Raw genomic sequence first — 17,378 nt, 5'->3', positions numbered from 1 at the left:
TATTAATAATGAGAGCCAGCGGAAACCCCGGAAGTGGTCGATACCGCGGCTCTAGGCACCGGCCGATAGAGCGGAAGATGCCGATAATACTCTTCCAGTATCATCAACGCGAGTGAAGTTGCATAAATTCGTCCCCCTCGATTACCCCAATCCGTTCCTTCCGGACTCCAACTTCCTTCGCGATGACCGGAGGTTTCCTGGGTATGGATAAGATGCTCCCGCATTCGGTGATTCCACAGGTCCCAATCCTCACCTTCCATATGGTGAAGTACCTGAGTCGCATAGTAGTAATAGTAGAGCTGACCCGCCGACTGAGCCTCTTTTGGGGGTAATTGGGTCATTAACTTGCGACAACCGGCCAGCAGGTGTGGATTGTCCTTAGGCCAGCCGAGATACTGCCGCGTAAGAAGGCCGCAGGCTGTGAGGGACATCTTGGGGGCCTGGCCGGGTTGGTAGCAATACTCGGAGAGCTTGTACGGCTCAGGCCCCACGGCGCAGGCGTCGAGGAAGCGCGATGCCCGCGATAAAGGCAGGCTGTCGATTTTCAGCCCGGCGAGTTGTCCACTCCGGATGGCCAGGAATACCCAACCCACGACGGACATGTCGCCTGCTTCCCGAAAGCCGTATCGCCAGCCCCCCTCTTTATGCTGGGCATTCATGAGATACTTGATCGCTCGCTGGGCGGCAATCTGAATACGTTCATCGCCTGTCAGGCCGTAGGCCTCACACAGAGCCATCGTGGCGATGGCATGGGCGTACGTATTTCCGCCCAGATAGCCATCCTTGTCAGACTTCGCATCGACCGTTTGCACACGGAGGAGATAAAACAAGCCTCGGCGGACACCGTTTCGGTAACGGGCCAGTTCAGGCGGCTGGTCGGGGGAGCCCTCGTGCGTCACACCAGCCCCCAAAAACGGCAGGAGTGCAAGCCCGGTGGCACCAGTGTCACTATCGACGATTTCTCTCTCTTTTTCAGCATCGAGATGGCAATCACAGTTCGGGTTGGTTCGGCCATAGTCCTTGAGGGACCATCGACCATCTGCCTCTTGGTGTGCTGCCAGCCAACGCAAGCCGCGGAGCACAGCCTGCTCAGACTCCGGTGTACCACCGTACGCATCACACAAAGCGGCCTTGCTCTTGGCCGTGAGCCTGCCGCCGAACGATCCCCTGCGGAAAAGCGGCGCGATCTCGGGATCGTAGCCGATTTCCACGGGCAGAAAGCCTTTATCCAATTCCTTGGCAACCCGAACGACGATGGCATCGCGGAAGCTGGCTCCACTCCCCGTCGCCTGGACCCAAACCGACCGTACGCGCTCGTGGGCTTGGGGATTGACGGAAAAATGAAACTTCACGGAAGTAGCGCCGGCCGGGACTTCAGACGCAGTGAGAGTTACACCTTCGGGCAGGTTTTCGAACGTCAACGTGATCGGGCCCGCGTACCCATTGCGCCGTATTGGTATATCGACGTCACGACTTTCTCCAGGCTTTAGGGTCACGACACGGAAGCACTCAACCGTGAAGAGGTTTTTGCGGATCACCAATTTGACCGGGCGGGATGCCGTCCTTCCTCCCGCTGCGAGGACCACCTGGGCGGAGAAATCGCCCTCTTTCACCTGCGGTCCCGCTTTGAAGTGCAGGGTGGCCTGTTGAGCGCCCTCGGCCACGTTGACCGGTTCGCTCGCCACGCCCTCAGGAAGCTGCTCCACGCGCAAAGTAACTGGACCGGTATAACCCTTCCGATCTAAATCAACGCTAAGAGAAGCCTCTCCGCCGGGGTTCAAATACAGTTGGTCCGGTGTCTTCAAGTCGGGAAGGGGGATCTTGGGGACATGGACGGCCACGTTTTGGGAGGCCCTGTCGCCACCGAGCGTGGCGCGCACTTCAACTGCCGCGGTGATCTCGTTTTCTCCCAGTGAGGGATCTGCCGTGAGGATCAGTTCTGCTTCGGACTGACCCTCCGGAATGTCTCCGATTTTTGCTTTGATGCCCTGGGGAAGGTTGGTAACCTCCAGTTTGATCGTGCCTGTTCGACCCTTGCGATCGACCTGGACTTTGCGCGAGACACTTTCGCCGGGCCGGAGCGTCACGCCCTCAATCGAGACGATCGTCATGGGTTCCTGCGGTGGTGTGGCGGCTGGCTGAGGTTCCGAGGGAAGCGACTCCAGCTCTTCAACTTTGACCTGCGGTTGGGATCTTTGGCAACCTGAAGATAGCCCGATGGTAGCAAGGCCACAAAACAGTGTGATGAGACTTCCGATAGTGGGCCACCATCGTTTTGCAAAAGAGCTTGAGGTGCCATTTCTGCCCACCGGCCCGTCCAACTTCATGAGCGTGTTTCGCATAGCCTTACCCCCACACTTAACCTGATCAGTCGGGAGGGACGAGTCCTTTTCTGGCAACGACTAACCGAGGCGTCGGTAACCATTGTGCGAAGACCAGTCCTTGGAGTCAAGGATTTGGCAAATTTTTCGCGATCAACTCTGGACATCGAGGACCTTGAAGGTTTGCCACTGAGTGGCCAGCTCGCAGGGGAGGGCGGGCGATGCAAACGGACGCGGTTTGTGAAAAATTGCCCTCCTTGTTTACCTAAGCGCTACAAACCGCATAGGTGGTACGTTCAAAAGGCGCATTTCTTTTGGACAGAGCGCGGGTCATCTCTCGGCGCCGCTTATTTTGAGTCACAATTACTAAAGGAAAAGACCAGTGCTGCCGACTGGCGGCTGCGTGGCCGGGGTATTTGACAACGCAAACATGAGGGGATCATAACCCGAAGGGTAGCAACCATGAAAACGAAACTTGCTGTGTATTCGGCCGTGGTCTTTGGAATGTGGCTGGCCGGTGGTTCTTTTGCGTATTCTCAGTGCCTCCTGGGACGGCTGTTTAATCGTCCGACCACTTACACGGCCGGATATGGAGGATATCCGGTCGGAGTAGCCTACACACCCGTGACGACGTACATGCCGGTCGTGTCCTCTGCCCCGGTCACCACGACGAGTTATCGTGTGACCTATCTGCCGGTGACTCCGGGTGCTTCGACAGTCTATCGTGTGGCCCCCGCCGTGACAGCTCCCGCGGTGAGCACCACCAGCTACCTACCAGTCGCCACACCCTATGCGGTGGCCTCCCCAGTGACGACTCCCGCAGTGGTTCCCGTCGTCACCTATCGGCCGGTTCAAATTGTGTACGAGCCGCGACGCCGCCTTTTCCCCTGGCGTCCGTTCGCTAACTGGAGGGCCCGGAGAGCGGGCTACTGGCCTTTGGCATCTTCCACACCGACTTGGTCCACAGCCTATTTTGCCACTTACGAGTACATTCCCGCCGCTACCACGTCAGCGGTGTGCACTCCAATGGAAAGTGGCATCGTGACCGTCGGAAGTTATGACGTAACGACAAGTACAGGCTGTTCGAGCTGTGCTTCGAGTACCGCGGGCAGTTGGTCGTCATCTCCGGCCGCGGTGGTTCCCACGCTGCCCCCGACGAGTTCCAGTTCTCAGCCCACTCCCACGTTCAAACAAGAATCGGGCTCGGAGACCAGAATGAAGCCCACCGAAGAGGGTCAATCAGGACCGAGTGCGTCCGGCACGAGTCTGCCACTTTCCCAGGAGAAGCCTCTTGTCAGGCAGGCCCTCTACGAAAAGCCCATTCCACTGGTCGAAGATGAAGCCAATCCTCCACTCGTCGAGGTGCACGGCTGGCGACGTTCCCAGTGAAGCCCGCGAGTGAAGATACCCCGGAGACACAAAAGGCCGCCTCTCAACGTGCGCTGGTGTGCGAGGAGGGGAAAATTCGAATCGTTCGGCCCATTCGAACGAAGGTGAGACCTCGGGGTTCCAGGATGGCTCGCCAGAGTTCGTCAACCGTGGCGTTCGTGACTCGGAATTCAATGAGTTGATCGAGCCGAATTCCCTCTCGCCTGGCCGCCTCGGTATCGAACTGGACCTCCATTCCCAGTTGCCGCGATAGTTGCGTGATGACGCCTTCCAGGGTGCCGCGTCCGTCTTTGACTGTAAAACGGCGTTGAGCGAAAGGATCCGTTGTAGCAGCGGCGGTCGAATTTGGGGACGAACGCGACTGTTGCGACGAGGCGAGGTCCGAGGCCAGTCGGGCCAGTTCGCGGAGTGTTTCCGGCGGTCCCTGAACGACGATTTCCGGCCCCGACGGCACGACGATACAGCCGGGAAATTGCTGCTCCCATCGTTGAGCCAAAACGCTGGTTTTGTTTCCGACCCAAAAACGTTTTATTTCCCCATTTTGCGGCGCCAACGGCGCAACCGTCATCACTCCGGTTTCGCTAACCTGGTAGGTCAGGTCGAACTGAAAAAGGACCAGCGTGATGCGGTCGGCAATGGTGAGAGCAGGAAGATTTGCTTCCGGCCATAAATCGTGCGGGATCTCTTCAGCGTTGGCGAGTTGCCAGCCTGCCTCCTTTGCCCACTGGAGGACCAGGTTTCGGGGCGTGCTCAGGCGGGGCCAGGAAACAGGCGATGGCCGCAAGGCGGCCGTACCCACTCGCCCCAGGGCCTGGAGTTCCTTTCGCCGCTGCGCGGCAATAATTTCCAGCCAGTTGGCTGCTTCCGCCGGGCCTATGTACACAACGGGCACCAAGAATCCCAACTCACAACTTCGCTGGTGGGCGATCGCCGATAGTACATCGCGGAGGGATTGCTGGCGGACGGTGAGTGTCACTGGCTCTCCAGGATCACACCGTCGGTCAAGAACAATGGCTACCCCATGAGTTTCGGCGAGACGAAGAAGCCCTTCGCGGAGGGGTACATCCGTCCAGTAGATGCTCGTGGTTTGCTCCAGCCGCTGCCAGAACGCCTCTCCCGACGCAAAGAAAAGCCGTGATACAGAGGTCGGAGGAGTTTGACCGCTGGCACAGTTCGCAAACGACGCGAAAACGCTCACTCCAAGGACGGCGATGGAAACGACTACTGAACGATTCAATCGTCTCTTCTCCATCGTAAAACTGTGGCTTGGTTTTCCGAAGTCTGACTCCATCGAAAATCTATGAAATGAACACCTGGTCCGTCAACGCGGTGCTTTTCGACCGGGCACAACAGGCCAGGAAGCGACCGCCACGGAACGCTCCCCATTACCGGAAGGTCGTTTATCTCCGTTGTTCATGGCTACCCTGGCGAAGGCATGTCTCTCCGAGAAGCTTGGTTCTCAACCCGTGTGGCGGGAGATCGGTGAAGAACCGAATCTGAAATTGGCCAGTCCTGACCGATCCAGCCGCGGCGATAGAAAACCCAAATCATCAAAGTGGCCACTGCCAGCATAAGGAGCAATGAAAATGGATATCCGTAGTACCACCTCAGTTCCGGCATATTCCAGGGAGAAGCGTCGGGATCGAAGTTCATTCCATAAACACCTGCGATAAAGCTCAGGGGAATAAAGATCGTGGCGATGAGCGTCAGCCATTTCATGACTTCATTCATGCGGTTGCTGATGGCTGAGAGGCAGTAGTCGCGAAGATCGGCGCACAGTTCCCGGTATGTTTCTGTCAGATCGAGAAGCAAAACCACATGATCCCAGCAATCCCGAAGATGAACTCTCACTATCTTGGGAAGAAGAGTGAGATAGTCGCGAAGCAGGGATTGAACCGCATCTCTATGAGGCCACAGAATACGGCGCAGATAAAGAAGTTCCCGCCGGAGATCGTGAATTTCCCTGAGAACTTTTCTGGCGTCGGCACTCGTTACTTTTTCCTCCAATGACTCCAGCTTTTCGCCGAGAAAGTCGAGCACGGGAAAATAGTGGTCGATGATCAGGTCGATCAGTGAGTATGCCAGGTAGGAAGGCCCGAGCTGGCGGAGTGGGCTTTCTGGGTTGTGAAAGCGTTTTCGGATGCAGGTGAACGCGTCACCCGGTCGAGGTTGAAAACTGACCAGGAAATTTGGGCCGAGGAATATACTGATCTGCTCGCTCTCGATGATGCCATTTTCCGCAATGTGAGGCAGACGCATGGTGATGAATAAAGTTCCGTTGTACTCTTCCACCTTGGCCCTCTGGTGGGTATTCACGACGTCTTCCAGAGCCAGCGGATGGAGGTTGAACACCTGGGCGACCTCGGAAATAAATTGGCTATCTCCGGGCCCGTCGATATCACACCAGATCCAGCCAGGCCGACTCAGCCAGCTCCGAATCATCGCAGGTTGTTGGATTTCTTGTTCTTCAAGGCTTTCGGGAAGGACGTGGGTTAGTGTTATCCTGGGAGGCTGGGATGTTGGTTCCGGGATGATTGTACCGGGCGCCGCGCCAGGGGGTGTTCGTCGCCGAATGCGGTAGCGAGTGCTTCTCCGCGATTTTCTGGGCTCCGGGGAATGGTAACCTTGGATCATAAAGCCACGTCCTCATTGTCGGGTGTAACTGTTAGATTTGTTGCCTGCGAAACGTGCTTGCTGGACGTTGCCGAACGCGAGATCATGATCATGATGAGTGAACAACACACCGCAATTGTTATCGTTTGGATGAAAGAAAGGCTCTCCGTTCGGTAACATTAAAGGGATCCTGATCAATCATCGGCAATAGGGACGGGTACCCCATCTGCGAGGGGTGACTTGGACGGGAGGGATTTATGGATGTCTTTGAAGCCATCGAGAAGCGCTACAGTTATCGCGGACCTTTCAAGGATGTTCCGGTCCCCCGAGAACACCTGCGGAAAATCGTGGAGGCGGGTATCCGTGCACCCTCGGGGAAGAACGCGCAGACCACGAGTTTTGTGATTGTGGACGATCCGCAGCTCATTCAGCGGATTGCTTCACTCTTCGAAAACAAACCTGTTTGCATCACGGCCAAAGCCATGATCGTGTGTGTTACGGATCCCCGTCCCGTGATGGGGAATGTTTCCTTTCATATCGAGGACTGTGCTGCGGCCGTGGAAAACATGCTTCTGGCCATCACAGCGCTTGGGTACGCAACGGTGTGGATTGACGGAGCCCTCCGCTACAACCGGATTGCCGAACGAATCGGGGAAATGTTGGGCGTTCCCGCCGAGCTCCAGGTGCGGGTCCTTTTGCCCATCGGTATACCAGCGGAGCCCGGACAACAGAGGGAAAAACTCCCATTTGAAAAACGTGCCTGGTTCAACCGTTGGGGAGCAACGCAATAAGGCGTTCTGGTGTTAGAATGTCGCCAGGAGTCTCTCAGTAAGCTCCGGCCAATTTTTGGGGGCAAAGCAGTATTGCATCTGAAGGAACCGACTGCGGAATTTGACCACTGTATCGGCGACGCGCTGTCCGCGGAGTAACACATCAGCGATGAGCTCAGCCAGTTCCTGAAAATCCTGCTCGCGCATGCCAAAGCGTGTCATTTCCGCCACGCCCATCCGAATTCCTGAACTGGCAGCGAAGTTTTCGTCGCCGGGCAGGGCCTGATAATTGACGATAATGTTGGAGTCCTCCAGCCGCTCTGCCGCTTCGATTCCCTGGTGGGAACCCACGCGAACCAAAACCTGGTGGGTTTCCGTGTAATCCACGGCGGGATCACCCTCAACCTGAATCCCACAGTGGTGGAGAGCCCTGGCGAACGCCTTGGCGTTTTTGAGCACCTGAGTTTGATAGCTTTCTCGGTAGGTGTTCATCTCCATGGCCGCCAGAAGCAGACCGAGGAGGGTGCCCAGATGATGGTTGCTGAGAAAACCAGGAAACGCTCGCCGCCGGATGTGATCCCAGAGCGCTGCGTGCGGCGAGTCTGAATCAAATCGTGCCGCGATGATTCCCCGCTGGGTTCCGAAGAAGGTCTTGTGTGTGGAGCCGGTCACAATATTCGCCCCTTCGGCGAAAGGGTCTTGGAAGGCGGGCCCCAGAATACCCAGGACGTGGGCGGCATCATACATCACCAGGGGGCGTTGCTTGAGCTGGGAAAGGATTTGACATACTTGCTTCACCGGCTCACGGCAGATAAACATGCTCTTCCCGAAGATGACGAGTTCGGGGGCAAAAGTTTCTAGGAGAGAAGCAGTTGCCTCGATATCCACCTGATAAGGATTATCCTGCCGCACCGGGAAATGTTTGATCATGAATCGGCCGGTGGCGGGATCCCGTGCCACATAGTCGCGAAGGGGACCCATCGCCTGGGCACTCAGATGACCACCCAAATTGAGATGATGATTGAGGACCCCGTGAATCCGCTCCAGCTCTCCCTGCTTCTTATCTTGATTTCGGAACGCCACGAGGGCGCTGAAGACGGCCATGTTGGCCGTTTGACCGCTGATCAATCGTGGCTCCACAAGGTCTGTGCCAAGATACTGCCCCAATTCCTGAATGAGTTGCTGCTCAACCCATTCAATAAACTTGGTTCCCTGGTAGTAATACACTTCACGATTGAGCTGCTGAAGGAAATTATGCTCGGCATATCGCCCGACGGGGTCCGTGACCTGAATGAGGCGGACCAGCGGGGAGGGCGTCATTTCTGAGGGAATGAGGTTGATGCACTGTTGCTGTCGCCAGGTGTGATTTTCCAGAGTTTTTTCGAGCAGTGTTCTGACTTTATCTGACATGGTGATTTGTTACCTCGCCAGTACGAACGGTATTTAGAGCCTCACTGCACAATAATAGGTCGAAAGTACGGAGGAAGATCGCTTCGGCCATGCCGCCGTACAACACGGGCGGGAAGTGTGCGACCGCGGACATTTACCTCCACAAAAGCCTCTTGCGGGACTTCCGCGTTGAGATATGCCAGGGCGATCGCCCGTCGTGCCGTCTTCTCCGTGGGAACCGCATTGGCTTCTTCGCCTGTAAACACCCAGTACGGTACCACTGTGCCGCTGGTCACCCAACCCACTTTCTGGCCGTGCCAGTACACCTCGTCACCCTGTCGGGCAACTCCGGGGCCGAGAATCGCGAGAGGCCGAATCAACCGCGGCAAACTCTCGTGAGGGTGTGTCGTCCCCTGGCGATAACTCCGATAGGCGGCCGACTGGGCCTCCAGGGCGCGTCGTCCGATGAAGTCACCACGATCCGGCGCAAGATTGACGGCCACGCTAGCAGAAGGCGCAGCGAAGACGGGTATAGGGGTGCCATCGGGAGCCAGGCCCAGTTCGTGCCCGAAAAGTGTCAAACCGGCTTCCAGGCGGAGCGTGTCCCTCGCCCCCAATCCTACAGGTCGGATTCCCAGCGACTCTCCTGCTTCCACCAGTCCTTCCCACACGCGGAGCGTATGCTCGGCCGGTAAAAACAGTTCAAAACCCACCGGTTCCCCCGTGTATCCTGTTCGGGAAATGCGGAGATCAATATCCAGCAGCCCGGCTTCGGAGACACTGTTTCGGGCAGGGGGTAGCAGTTGACCCTCCGTAAGCAGCTTTTGCAGGAGTTCTTCCGTTCGAGGTCCCTGAACCGCCAGCATTCCCGTTGTGCCTGTTATATCTTCCAGTGCTACGGATAAGCCTTTCGCGTGCTCCTTCAAATGGTGCCAATCCTGTTCGGTGTTGGCGGCGTTCACAACCAGGCAATAGCCATCCGGAAATCGGAAAAGGTACGCATCGTCCAGGGCAGATCCGTCTTCTTGGGCCAGAATGGTGTACTGAGCTTGCCACAGTTCGAGCCGTGCCGCGTCATTTGTCAGTACACGACGCAGGAATGTCACAGCGTCTGGCCCGGTTATTCGAAAGCGGCCCATGTGGCTGATGTCAAAGAGACCACCAAACTTTCGAACACCGAGGTGTTCCTGAAGGATACCGGATGAGAAGTGCAAAGGCATGTTCCATCCGGCAAAACTCGTCATACGGGCACCATGCTCTCTATGCCAATCAGCGAGAGGTGTACACGTGAGGGGCGTCACGCTTGACTCCAGGGATTCAGAAAGTTTTTGCATTCAGAATGCTGAATTAATCACGCTCTCGAAAAAACTATTCCGGCTTGGTTTCTGACAACCGAAACCATGTATTTTTGCAAATCGTTACCGTGCAAGGCAACCGTGGGGCACCTGACCCATCCCCATTTTTCCGCTGGCGATGGGAACGGTGACGTCCACACGGGTTCGCGTCAGCTCGGAGGGAGCCGCTTGTCAGGTCCACCTCTCAACGTGGGATACTCCGTTTTGCAGTAGCCGGCACGACAAGCGTGAGCCTCCGTGTTCGACGGACGCCGTGGAAAGCGACCTTTCAATAGACACAGGTCCCACGCCGACAGCGATGGGGATGAGAAAATCAATGGCCAGGGCGTCCCTTCAATAGAGACGAGTTCCATGCCGTTCGAGCATTCCGGTTGCACCCGAATCATGTCACGGACTGAGGGGTCCAGTCCCACCCGGCCCACGGCACCGGTAGGGGCTATTCATGGATTGTCCCTACCAACGCTCCACGCTCATCGCATGTCGTTTCTGCAAAAGTGAGGGCGGGTCACACCGACGCCTTGTTGACGTCCCGCAATCGGCGCTTTTAAATAGGCGTTCAGCTGTGGCAACGGTGCACAAACTAAACGGGAGATGCGTCATGACGAAACAGCGCGGCTTGTTTATCTCGCGGAAAATGGTTTTGGTATTCGGATCCTTGCTGGCTGTCCTGCTGCCTGCGTCTGGCGGCCGATCGGAAGAAGCGCAACCGGCGCCGGCGGCCGGTGAGAAAACAGTCGTCATCAGCATGGAGGACCTTTCGGCCTGGCGTGAGCCGCATGGAGAATGGGCCATTGTGGGCGAGGCCATGATGGACCCCCAGCAACCCCAACGACTGGCGGTGAAACCCGGTCAGGGAGTCCTCTACAACGGTCCTTCGGGAAAAACGGTGGACCTCTTCACGGTCATTGAGCACGGCGACGTCATCGCCCACATTGAATTCATGGTCCCGAAGGGATCTAATTCAGGCGTGTATTTTCAAGGGCGATATGAAATCCAGATATTTGACAGTTGGGGTGTGAAAAACCCTACGTACAGCGACTGCGGCGGGATCTACCAGCGCTGGGGCCCTCAGGGCGGTTATGAAGGACACGCCCCCCGGGTCAACGCCGCCAAAAAGCCAGGAGAGTGGCAAACTTTTGACGTTGTCTTCCGCGCTCCCCGGTTTGATTCGTCGGGCAAAAAGATCGAAAATGCTCGATTCGTGAAAGTCATCCACAACGGCGTTCTCATCCACGAGAATGTGGAAGTTACCGGCCCGACCAGAGCGTCGCATTTTACCGATGAAAAGCCGCTTGGACCGCTCATGCTCCAGGGCGATCATGGTCCGGTGGCCTACCGCAACATTCGCCTCCGGCTGGTTACCCTGCCTTGAAGAAGGACACGCCGTCCATTGTGGCATTCAGAGGTGCTGGCCCCGTAGATAAGGTCGAAGCGATGCCGAGTCAAGAAGCTGGGGACCGTCAAACGACCAATCCGGCGAACAATTACGACCTCGCGGAACAGCTCATCCTCATCCGACGCGCGCTGCGGCGGATGGCGGTGGTGATGGGGTTGCTTTGTTTGGCCGTGTTTTTGCTGGCGGCCAGCGTGTTTGGCTATCTCGTGAACTATTTCTCTTTCGATCCGTTGCTGGTGGGAGGCGTTTCTGCCGGTGCTGCCGTGGCGGGCTTCCTGGTTGGATTATTCGTGGGCCGACGTTAACCCGTGTCTGCTTCGTTGCTCAGCAAAGACGCATCCATCGCAGTTAACCTATTTCGTCAGCATTATGTCGCCTGGCCGCGGCCAACTCAGCGAACCTGCGAAGGCTGTGCCGCGGGAGGCCGCGTGGCAAGCACCGGATCGAAGTAATGGGTAGTCGTCTCAAAAGCCAGTTGGGTTGCTGAGCTAGCGCAGCGAACCTCCGCCCGGAAGATGTGATTGCCGGATTCCTGGGCTTTCGCCCGAATGGTAAGCACGAGCTTTTGGCCGGGCGCAAGTTGTTCAATTTTGTCAAACACCACTTGACCAGGAAGGATCCTGTGGGGGGCTCCTTCCGCTGCAAAGGGCTCGATCCCTTCCGAGAAAAAGCCAACCACAAAGACGTCGGCCGCCGCTTTACTCCCTTTGTTCTCGACCACGATGCGGTACGTCCCTTCCTGTCCCACGGGCAGGGGTCGGCCCGGGTCTTCCACGTGAAGCACCAGGTTGGGCACAGCTTGGACTACCGTCACCAAGGAGGATTGAGCCGTCAGCCCCCCTTCTGCCACACCATCCACCATCAGGCGTGCCTCACCATCCGCCAGAAACTGACAGGGTATCTGAAAGCTCTGTTTTTCTCCAGGCGGAAGGGACGGGATTGTCCAACTGATGACACGCCCGTCAATTCGCGCCCCTTGTAACGCCTTTCGAACCGGCTCGAGCGCACTCGAATAACGAAGCTGGATTCGCACATTTTCTGCAGGAGCAGTCCCGGGGTTCTCCACGTGCACAACGTACTCGTCGCTTTGACCAACGAACTGCAGGCTCGGGCCGGTGAGCGATACGCTCAAATCCGGTTTGACGATTGCGATCTCGTGATCAGCGTGGGCCGCAACGTTTCCAACTGCCGTGGCGTCAACGCTCAAGAGCATTTTCCCCGTTTCACGAGCGACCAACTCCAGTTCGATGACGCGTTTCTGTCCCGGCGCAAGACTGCCCAGGAGCTGCGTGATGGGGTCCTTTTGCGACTTGTTCAGTGGTTGAATGGCAACCGTGACGTCTTCCGCGTCGGCCGTACCAACATTGGAAACAACCAGGCGATACACTTCAGAACGTCCAAACAGGACCTCTTGGGGGCCTTCCACATGCACCTGGAGTTTGGGTTCCCGAACTTCGATTTTCGCCTCCGTACGCGGCGGGGCAAACGTGTACTGAATCGCCAGATCGATGGTTTGGCTTCCCCGCGGAATTAACTGCAAAGAAAGCTTTTCCGTTTTGCCTGCCCCGATCACCGGGAGCGTCCACACCAGTGCAGTACCACTGGCGTCTGGAGTTGCCGTCGTGTCCCCTGCAGAGGCTTCATAACCGACCACCTCGGCCCACCGCGGGATCGCAACGGTGACGCGAACGGCGTTCGCTTCGCGCCCGCCCTGGTTTTTCAGGTGGATCTCATAACTCCCAGGTTTTCCCAAAGTGATGCTTTCCGGCCCCACTGTGTCCACGACGAGAACAGGTCCGTTCAAAACGCCGGAAACGGTTCCAACCGTCCGATGATCCGCTGGCCTCGCAGGTGTCGGCACCGCAGAGGTGAAATCTTTGCTGCTCTGCGCTGGAGTGGGAGATTTTGCCAGAGTGGGTGAGTTCGTCCCCGTACCACGTTCCTCCGCCGATGTTTGCCCGTTTGGTGTGCGTCCTACGTTTCCGGTAGGTGAAGAGCTCACATCGCGCGAGTTGCCTGAAACCCGAGGCATGTTTTGGACAGACGCTTGCACCGATAACGGGGTCTGCGCGGCTGGAGACCTACCAACAGTTGGCCGCTGCGGGCGGACTTGGGCTGATTCGACTTCGACCGGTTGCGCGGCCACGGTCTGCGGAGCGATTCCACTGCTTGAGGACAGCAGGCTGCGCGCCGCCTGATCAACCGTGGCGGTCGCCGGGCTTCCCCCCTCAGGCGTGCTTGTCTGGCTCGCGAGTGTTGCTGGTGAACGGCCTGGTTGTCCCGTCGGGGCCACTTGCGCTGAATTGACCATTGTGGGGACAGGCGATTCCGGCTCCGTGGGCTGCGCCGGCGGTTGAAGGCCCGGTGTACTCTTGTCAATCACCGTTTGAGACGGTGCAGCCTGCGGCGCCTCGAGAGTTCGGTTCGAGGTAAACGGGGATTGCCGGTAGTCCAACAATCGCTGATAGAGCGGTGGGCGCGAACTAGAAGGCAGGGCTTCGTCGCCGACCGTGGCCAGTGTGGGCCGGGGAGGCACAGTGGGTACACCAAAATCCTTAGTGCCAGAGTCGGAAACCGGTTGAGCGAGATGCGGTTCGCCCGACCGGGTTGGTGATGTCGAACTTCGCGTCGATGACTCACCTGCGGCGGGCGCATCGGTAGGGACCGAGTTGCGGGGTACGGTGCCACTCACCACCGGGTCCGGTCGCGGAGTGAGCGGACTCCTCTCTTCATCAACGAAAGCTGAGCCCGCCCGCCTTGAGGAAGCTTCCCCTGCCTCGGTTTGCATATTGGCGGTCTGGGTTTTCTTTGCCGGTCGTTTACCGGGAAAGATTCTTTCGCCGAAGTTTTCAATTCGGTCCAGCAGCCCCAGAGGCCGATCCGGCGTGTCGCTCAATGCCAAAGGATGACCCAGCGTGCACGCCAAAATAATCGAAAGGAAAAGAACGGTCAGCCTCATCACGTCACTCCTCTGAAACAAGGAGTCGCCACATTTCCCGCGTGGAAAGATCGCTACTTTCCCTCAAGGACTGTATCGGACGGGGCGATTGAATTAGATTAGAGGATTTGGCGGGATGAATCGAATATTCCGTTTATGCCAACAAAGCCGACGCCGCATTAGGCGCAGGGATTCCATGGCCGATTCGTGGGACATTAACTAGTTTGATAGGGGGGGTTACAGAAGGCATATCCAAAACTTAGGCAGTCGCGGCCGGTAGACCTTGCCGAATAGCTGTTACTACCTTATGGTGGTCTGAGTCCAGTCGATGGATGGGGCGTTTGGCTGCGTTGTGTTCAGCCGAAAAACGCGGGAAAGAAATATAGGTTGTGACAAAAAGGGCAGGCCTGTATACTCAATGTTTTTACAATCCCGCTCAGCGGTGCGAGTGAGGCCCGGGCGATTGTTGCACGCCATCCGCCATAGTCGTACAGACGGACCGTTTTGCCATGCGGTTTTCACTGGTTGACAGGATTATCGACGTCAAGCCTGGCAAAGAGATTACCGCGGTAAAAGCGCTCTCGCTTTGCGAAGAGTACCTCGCGGACCACTTTCCTAACTTTCCTGTTTTGCCCGGCGTGCTCATGCTGGAGGCTCTCACCCAGTCCGCCGCATGGCTGGTGCGAATCACCGAAGACTTTGCCCACAGTATCGTGGTGCTGAAAGAGGCAAAACGTGTCCGCTTTGGACAATTTGTAGAGCCAGGCCAGGTGCTGCAGGTGAGAGTCGAAATCCTCCGAGACGATGGCCGGCTCACCGAAGTCCAGGCAGAAGGGATGCTCAACGGCAAAACCACCGTGAGCGCACGCCTTGTTATGGAGCGATACAACCTGGCCGAGCGTGATCCCACCTGCGCAAATTTGGACGATTCGGTAAAACGGGACATGAGGAAACTGCTGAGCTTGCTGCTGGCTGGTGGAAAAATGCCCAACAGCGAGCCCCCCAAAAATACAGATCCCTTTGCGGGATCGCGCTCCGTCGCTCAGTCGGTCATGTCCAAAAGCTCGTGACATGCATGAAACGGGCGAGGCCACGGCGCGGTGTTTCCGCAAGAGATGAGCGACAGATGGGCAATGTCATCGGCGGGGAATACGGGGAATACCACGATCGCCGAGCTTTTTCGCAGAGATCGTACCGGTTCGCGTTAAATTTGCGTGCTCTCCCCTCAAGAAACGGTCAGTGACGAATGAAGCATCGATTTGAAAACAAGGTTGCGTTAGTAACAGGGGGCTCTCGAGGAATTGGGCGGGCCTGCGTCTTTCAACTGGCCCGGGAGGGCGCAGAAGTCTGGTTTTTGTATCAGTCCAACCAGTTGGCGGCGGCAGCGGTGATGAATGATCTCACCGCCGAAGGTGCCAAAGTCCACGCTGAGCAGGCGGATGTCCGTGACTCCGCCCGGATTCAACAAATAGTTGAAAAAATCCTCAATGCGCGAGGCAGAATCGACGTATTGGTGAACTCAGCGGGCGTGATCCGCGATGGCCTCGTGGGGACAATGACCGACGAGCAATGGCGAGAAGTGCTGGAAACAAATTTGACCGGAACATTTAACTGCTGCCGGGCGGTTGCCCAGCCAATGCTTTCGCAGCGTCAGGGAAGCATTGTGAATCTGTCCAGCACGGCTGCGGAGTTTTCCTCCCGCGGGCAGGCTAATTATGCGGCTAGCAAGGGAGGCATCAATGGCCTGACGCGAGCTCTCGCCAAGGAGTTCGCTCCCCGCGGGGTCCGCGTCAATGCCGTCGCCCCCGGCATGATCGAAACTGACATGAGTGAGGCTGTCAGAGGGCTTGCCGGGGCCAAAATCAAGGAGATTATTCCGCTCCGGCGTGTCGGCACACCCGAGGAAGTCGCTCACCTGGTCGCATTCTTGGCCAGTGACGAAGCCTCCTATATCACCGGCCAGATCATTCGCGTGGATGGGGGGTTGAGCTTGGGCGGCTATTGAGACGAGTTATAATAAGACTTTCCCACCCTGGGACCCTTGGCTGGCATACAAATTCCGGAGAATTGGTACGCACGAGGACGTCCCGGTAGTCGGATGCTGTTCATTCCAGAGGACTGCCGGGCGGATGCGGAAATGTGGATTTGATAGGTTTCGGATTGGTCAAAGGGAGACTGCAATGCTCACCCAGGAGGAGATTTATCAGAAGGTTCGCGAGGTGCTCGTAGACGCACTGGCCGTAGACGAAGAGGAGGTCAAGCCTGAGGCTACACTGGTGGGGGACCTCGGTGCGGAGTCGATCGACTTCCTCGACATCGTGTTCAAGCTGGAAAAAACGTTCAATATCAAAATTCCGCGAGGCGAACTGTTCCCGGAGGATATTTTGACCAATCCGGAGTACGTCAAAGACGGTAAATTCACCGAGGCGGGCCTCGCCGAACTCCGCAAGCGGATGCCGTTTGCCGAGTTGGACCAATTTGCCCGGAATCCTCTGGTTCAGGACTTTGCCAATCTGCTGACGGTACGCGACATGTGTCGGTTTGTGGAGCTGAAGCTCCAGCAGCAGGAAGGCCAGGCCTCAGCATGACGGTCGGCATCGATGCGGAGGGGGCCGCCGAACGGGTGCATCCCGACGCGTGCTGATTTTTAAACTTTGAGCCCAGAATATGCGGTGGTACTGGATCGATCGGTTTATCGAATTCCACAGCGGGCGGATGGCCAGGGCGATCAAGAATGTCTCCCTGGCCGAAGAATATCTTCACGATCACTTTCCCGGCTATCCTGTCATGCCCAACAGCCTCGTCATTGAAGGCGTGGCCCAGACGGGCGGCCTGCTGGTTGGGGAATACAACCAGTTCAGGCTGAAAGTGGTGCTGGCCAAGGTTCCCCACGCTAAGTTTTACTGCGAGGCTGTGCCCGGCGACGTGCTCACTTACACAGCCACCATCGAGCACATCCATCCCCATGGAGCGGTTGTCAAGGCAACCAGCCACAAGGGCGAAACCCTTCAGGCCGAGATGGAACTGGTCTTCGCCCATCTCGGTGAGGAATTCAATGACCGGGAACTCTTTGATCCCGGAACGCTGACGCACATGATGCGAATCCTTCGGGCCTACGAGGTGGGAAAAGCCGCCGACGGATCCCCACTGAAGGAACCGCCCGAGGAATCGGCGTAGCCGGGAATTGGGGAGAATCCTATCGCTGTG

At 57.1% G+C, this 17,378-nt stretch carries 14 protein-coding genes; 8 read left to right on the top strand and 6 right to left on the bottom strand.

The window, feature by feature from the left end:
* Positions 1–2: 2 nt before the first annotated feature.
* Positions 3–2,342, bottom strand: coding sequence for a prenyltransferase/squalene oxidase repeat-containing protein (locus tag THTE_RS13950; protein WP_095416001.1), 2,340 nt, complete (start codon positions 2,340–2,342; stop codon positions 3–5).
* Positions 2,343–2,783: 441 nt separating this feature from the next.
* On the opposite strand from THTE_RS13950, the gene THTE_RS13945 reads away from it, so the two are divergent.
* Positions 2,784–3,710: a hypothetical protein gene (locus THTE_RS13945; RefSeq protein ID WP_095416000.1), complete on the top strand. Its 927-nt coding sequence runs from the start codon at positions 2,784–2,786 to the stop codon at positions 3,708–3,710.
* Positions 3,711–3,753: 43 nt separating this feature from the next.
* Here the strand turns inward: THTE_RS13945 and THTE_RS13940 are convergent, their stop codons facing one another.
* Both THTE_RS13940 and corA read right to left on the bottom strand, forming a co-directional pair.
* The gene (locus tag THTE_RS13940; RefSeq protein ID WP_157732113.1) at positions 3,754–4,947 is read right to left on the bottom strand and encodes an STN domain-containing protein; all 1,194 of its coding nucleotides are present in this window, start codon (positions 4,945–4,947) and stop codon (positions 3,754–3,756) included.
* A gap of 182 nt (positions 4,948–5,129) precedes the next feature.
* Positions 5,130–6,344: a magnesium/cobalt transporter CorA gene (gene corA / locus THTE_RS13935; protein ID WP_095415998.1), complete on the bottom strand. Its 1,215-nt coding sequence runs from the start codon at positions 6,342–6,344 to the stop codon at positions 5,130–5,132.
* Positions 6,345–6,580: 236 nt separating this feature from the next.
* Between corA and THTE_RS13930 the strand changes: the two genes are divergently transcribed.
* Positions 6,581–7,114 carry a nitroreductase family protein gene (locus THTE_RS13930; protein WP_095415997.1) on the top strand — a complete coding sequence of 178 codons (534 nt, stop codon included), beginning with the start codon at positions 6,581–6,583 and terminating at the stop codon, positions 7,112–7,114.
* A 12-nt stretch (positions 7,115–7,126) separates the two neighbouring features.
* Here THTE_RS13930 and THTE_RS13925 read toward each other — a convergent pair whose 3' ends face one another.
* Together THTE_RS13925 and gcvT are read right to left on the bottom strand one after the other, a co-directional pair.
* Entirely contained in the window at positions 7,127–8,503 is a 1,377-nt protein-coding gene (locus THTE_RS13925) for a serine hydroxymethyltransferase (protein ID WP_095415996.1), read from the bottom strand.
* A 41-nt stretch (positions 8,504–8,544) separates the two neighbouring features.
* Complete coding sequence (gcvT, locus tag THTE_RS13920; RefSeq protein WP_095415995.1) at positions 8,545–9,816, bottom strand: glycine cleavage system aminomethyltransferase GcvT; 1,272 nt, start codon at positions 9,814–9,816, stop codon at positions 8,545–8,547.
* A 619-nt stretch (positions 9,817–10,435) separates the two neighbouring features.
* Between gcvT and THTE_RS13915 the strand changes: the two genes are divergently transcribed.
* Both THTE_RS13915 and THTE_RS13910 read left to right on the top strand, forming a co-directional pair.
* Positions 10,436–11,209: a 3-keto-disaccharide hydrolase gene (locus THTE_RS13915; protein WP_207651722.1), complete on the top strand. Its 774-nt coding sequence runs from the start codon at positions 10,436–10,438 to the stop codon at positions 11,207–11,209.
* Between the two features lie 62 nt (positions 11,210–11,271).
* The gene (locus tag THTE_RS13910; RefSeq protein WP_095415994.1) at positions 11,272–11,538 is read left to right on the top strand and encodes a hypothetical protein; all 267 of its coding nucleotides are present in this window, start codon (positions 11,272–11,274) and stop codon (positions 11,536–11,538) included.
* An 86-nt stretch (positions 11,539–11,624) separates the two neighbouring features.
* Here THTE_RS13910 and THTE_RS13905 read toward each other — a convergent pair whose 3' ends face one another.
* On the bottom strand, positions 11,625–14,192 hold the full coding sequence (locus THTE_RS13905; protein WP_095415993.1) for a COG1361 family protein: 2,568 nt from the start codon (positions 14,190–14,192) through the stop codon (positions 11,625–11,627).
* Between the two features lie 488 nt (positions 14,193–14,680).
* Here THTE_RS13905 and THTE_RS13900 point away from each other — a divergent pair, with 488 nt between their 5' ends.
* From THTE_RS13900 to THTE_RS13885, 4 genes are all read left to right on the top strand, one after another.
* Positions 14,681–15,241: a 3-hydroxyacyl-ACP dehydratase FabZ family protein gene (locus THTE_RS13900; RefSeq protein WP_095415992.1), complete on the top strand. Its 561-nt coding sequence runs from the start codon at positions 14,681–14,683 to the stop codon at positions 15,239–15,241.
* A 176-nt stretch (positions 15,242–15,417) separates the two neighbouring features.
* Positions 15,418–16,176, top strand: a complete 759-nt coding sequence (locus THTE_RS13895; RefSeq protein ID WP_095415991.1) for an SDR family NAD(P)-dependent oxidoreductase — start codon at positions 15,418–15,420, stop codon at positions 16,174–16,176.
* A 175-nt stretch (positions 16,177–16,351) separates the two neighbouring features.
* Positions 16,352–16,759, top strand: coding sequence for an acyl carrier protein (locus tag THTE_RS13890; RefSeq protein ID WP_095415990.1), 408 nt, complete (start codon positions 16,352–16,354; stop codon positions 16,757–16,759).
* A 79-nt stretch (positions 16,760–16,838) separates the two neighbouring features.
* Positions 16,839–17,348 carry a 3-hydroxyacyl-ACP dehydratase FabZ family protein gene (locus THTE_RS13885; protein WP_095415989.1) on the top strand — a complete coding sequence of 170 codons (510 nt, stop codon included), beginning with the start codon at positions 16,839–16,841 and terminating at the stop codon, positions 17,346–17,348.
* Positions 17,349–17,378 lie beyond the last annotated feature (30 nt).

It is taken from the genome of Thermogutta terrifontis (assembly GCF_002277955.1).
Lineage (GTDB): Bacteria > Planctomycetota > Planctomycetia > Pirellulales > Thermoguttaceae > Thermogutta > Thermogutta terrifontis.
The sequence above is the reverse complement of the archived record's forward strand: the minus strand, read 5'-3'. Positions and strand labels throughout refer to the sequence as shown.

Excerpts from the sequence above, each read along its gene's own strand:
- THTE_RS13900 (WP_095415992.1), top strand. The coding sequence starts at position 14,681 with ATGCGGTTTTCACTGGTTGACAGGATTATCGACGTCAAGCCTGGCAAA.
- THTE_RS13895 (WP_095415991.1), top strand. The coding sequence starts at position 15,418 with ATGAAGCATCGATTTGAAAACAAGGTTGCGTTAGTAACAGGGGGCTCT.
- THTE_RS13910 (WP_095415994.1), top strand. The coding sequence starts at position 11,272 with ATGCCGAGTCAAGAAGCTGGGGACCGTCAAACGACCAATCCGGCGAAC.
- THTE_RS13915 (WP_207651722.1), top strand. The coding sequence starts at position 10,436 with ATGACGAAACAGCGCGGCTTGTTTATCTCGCGGAAAATGGTTTTGGTA.
- THTE_RS13885 (WP_095415989.1), top strand. The coding sequence starts at position 16,839 with ATGCGGTGGTACTGGATCGATCGGTTTATCGAATTCCACAGCGGGCGG.
- THTE_RS13945 (WP_095416000.1), top strand. The coding sequence starts at position 2,784 with ATGAAAACGAAACTTGCTGTGTATTCGGCCGTGGTCTTTGGAATGTGG.
- THTE_RS13950 (WP_095416001.1), bottom strand. The coding sequence starts at position 2,342 with ATGCGAAACACGCTCATGAAGTTGGACGGGCCGGTGGGCAGAAATGGC.
- THTE_RS13930 (WP_095415997.1), top strand. The coding sequence starts at position 6,581 with ATGGATGTCTTTGAAGCCATCGAGAAGCGCTACAGTTATCGCGGACCT.
- corA (WP_095415998.1), bottom strand. The coding sequence starts at position 6,344 with ATGATCCAAGGTTACCATTCCCCGGAGCCCAGAAAATCGCGGAGAAGC.
- THTE_RS13905 (WP_095415993.1), bottom strand. The coding sequence starts at position 14,192 with ATGAGGCTGACCGTTCTTTTCCTTTCGATTATTTTGGCGTGCACGCTG.
- gcvT (WP_095415995.1), bottom strand. The coding sequence starts at position 9,816 with ATGCAAAAACTTTCTGAATCCCTGGAGTCAAGCGTGACGCCCCTCACG.
- THTE_RS13925 (WP_095415996.1), bottom strand. The coding sequence starts at position 8,503 with ATGTCAGATAAAGTCAGAACACTGCTCGAAAAAACTCTGGAAAATCAC.
- THTE_RS13890 (WP_095415990.1), top strand. The coding sequence starts at position 16,352 with ATGCTCACCCAGGAGGAGATTTATCAGAAGGTTCGCGAGGTGCTCGTA.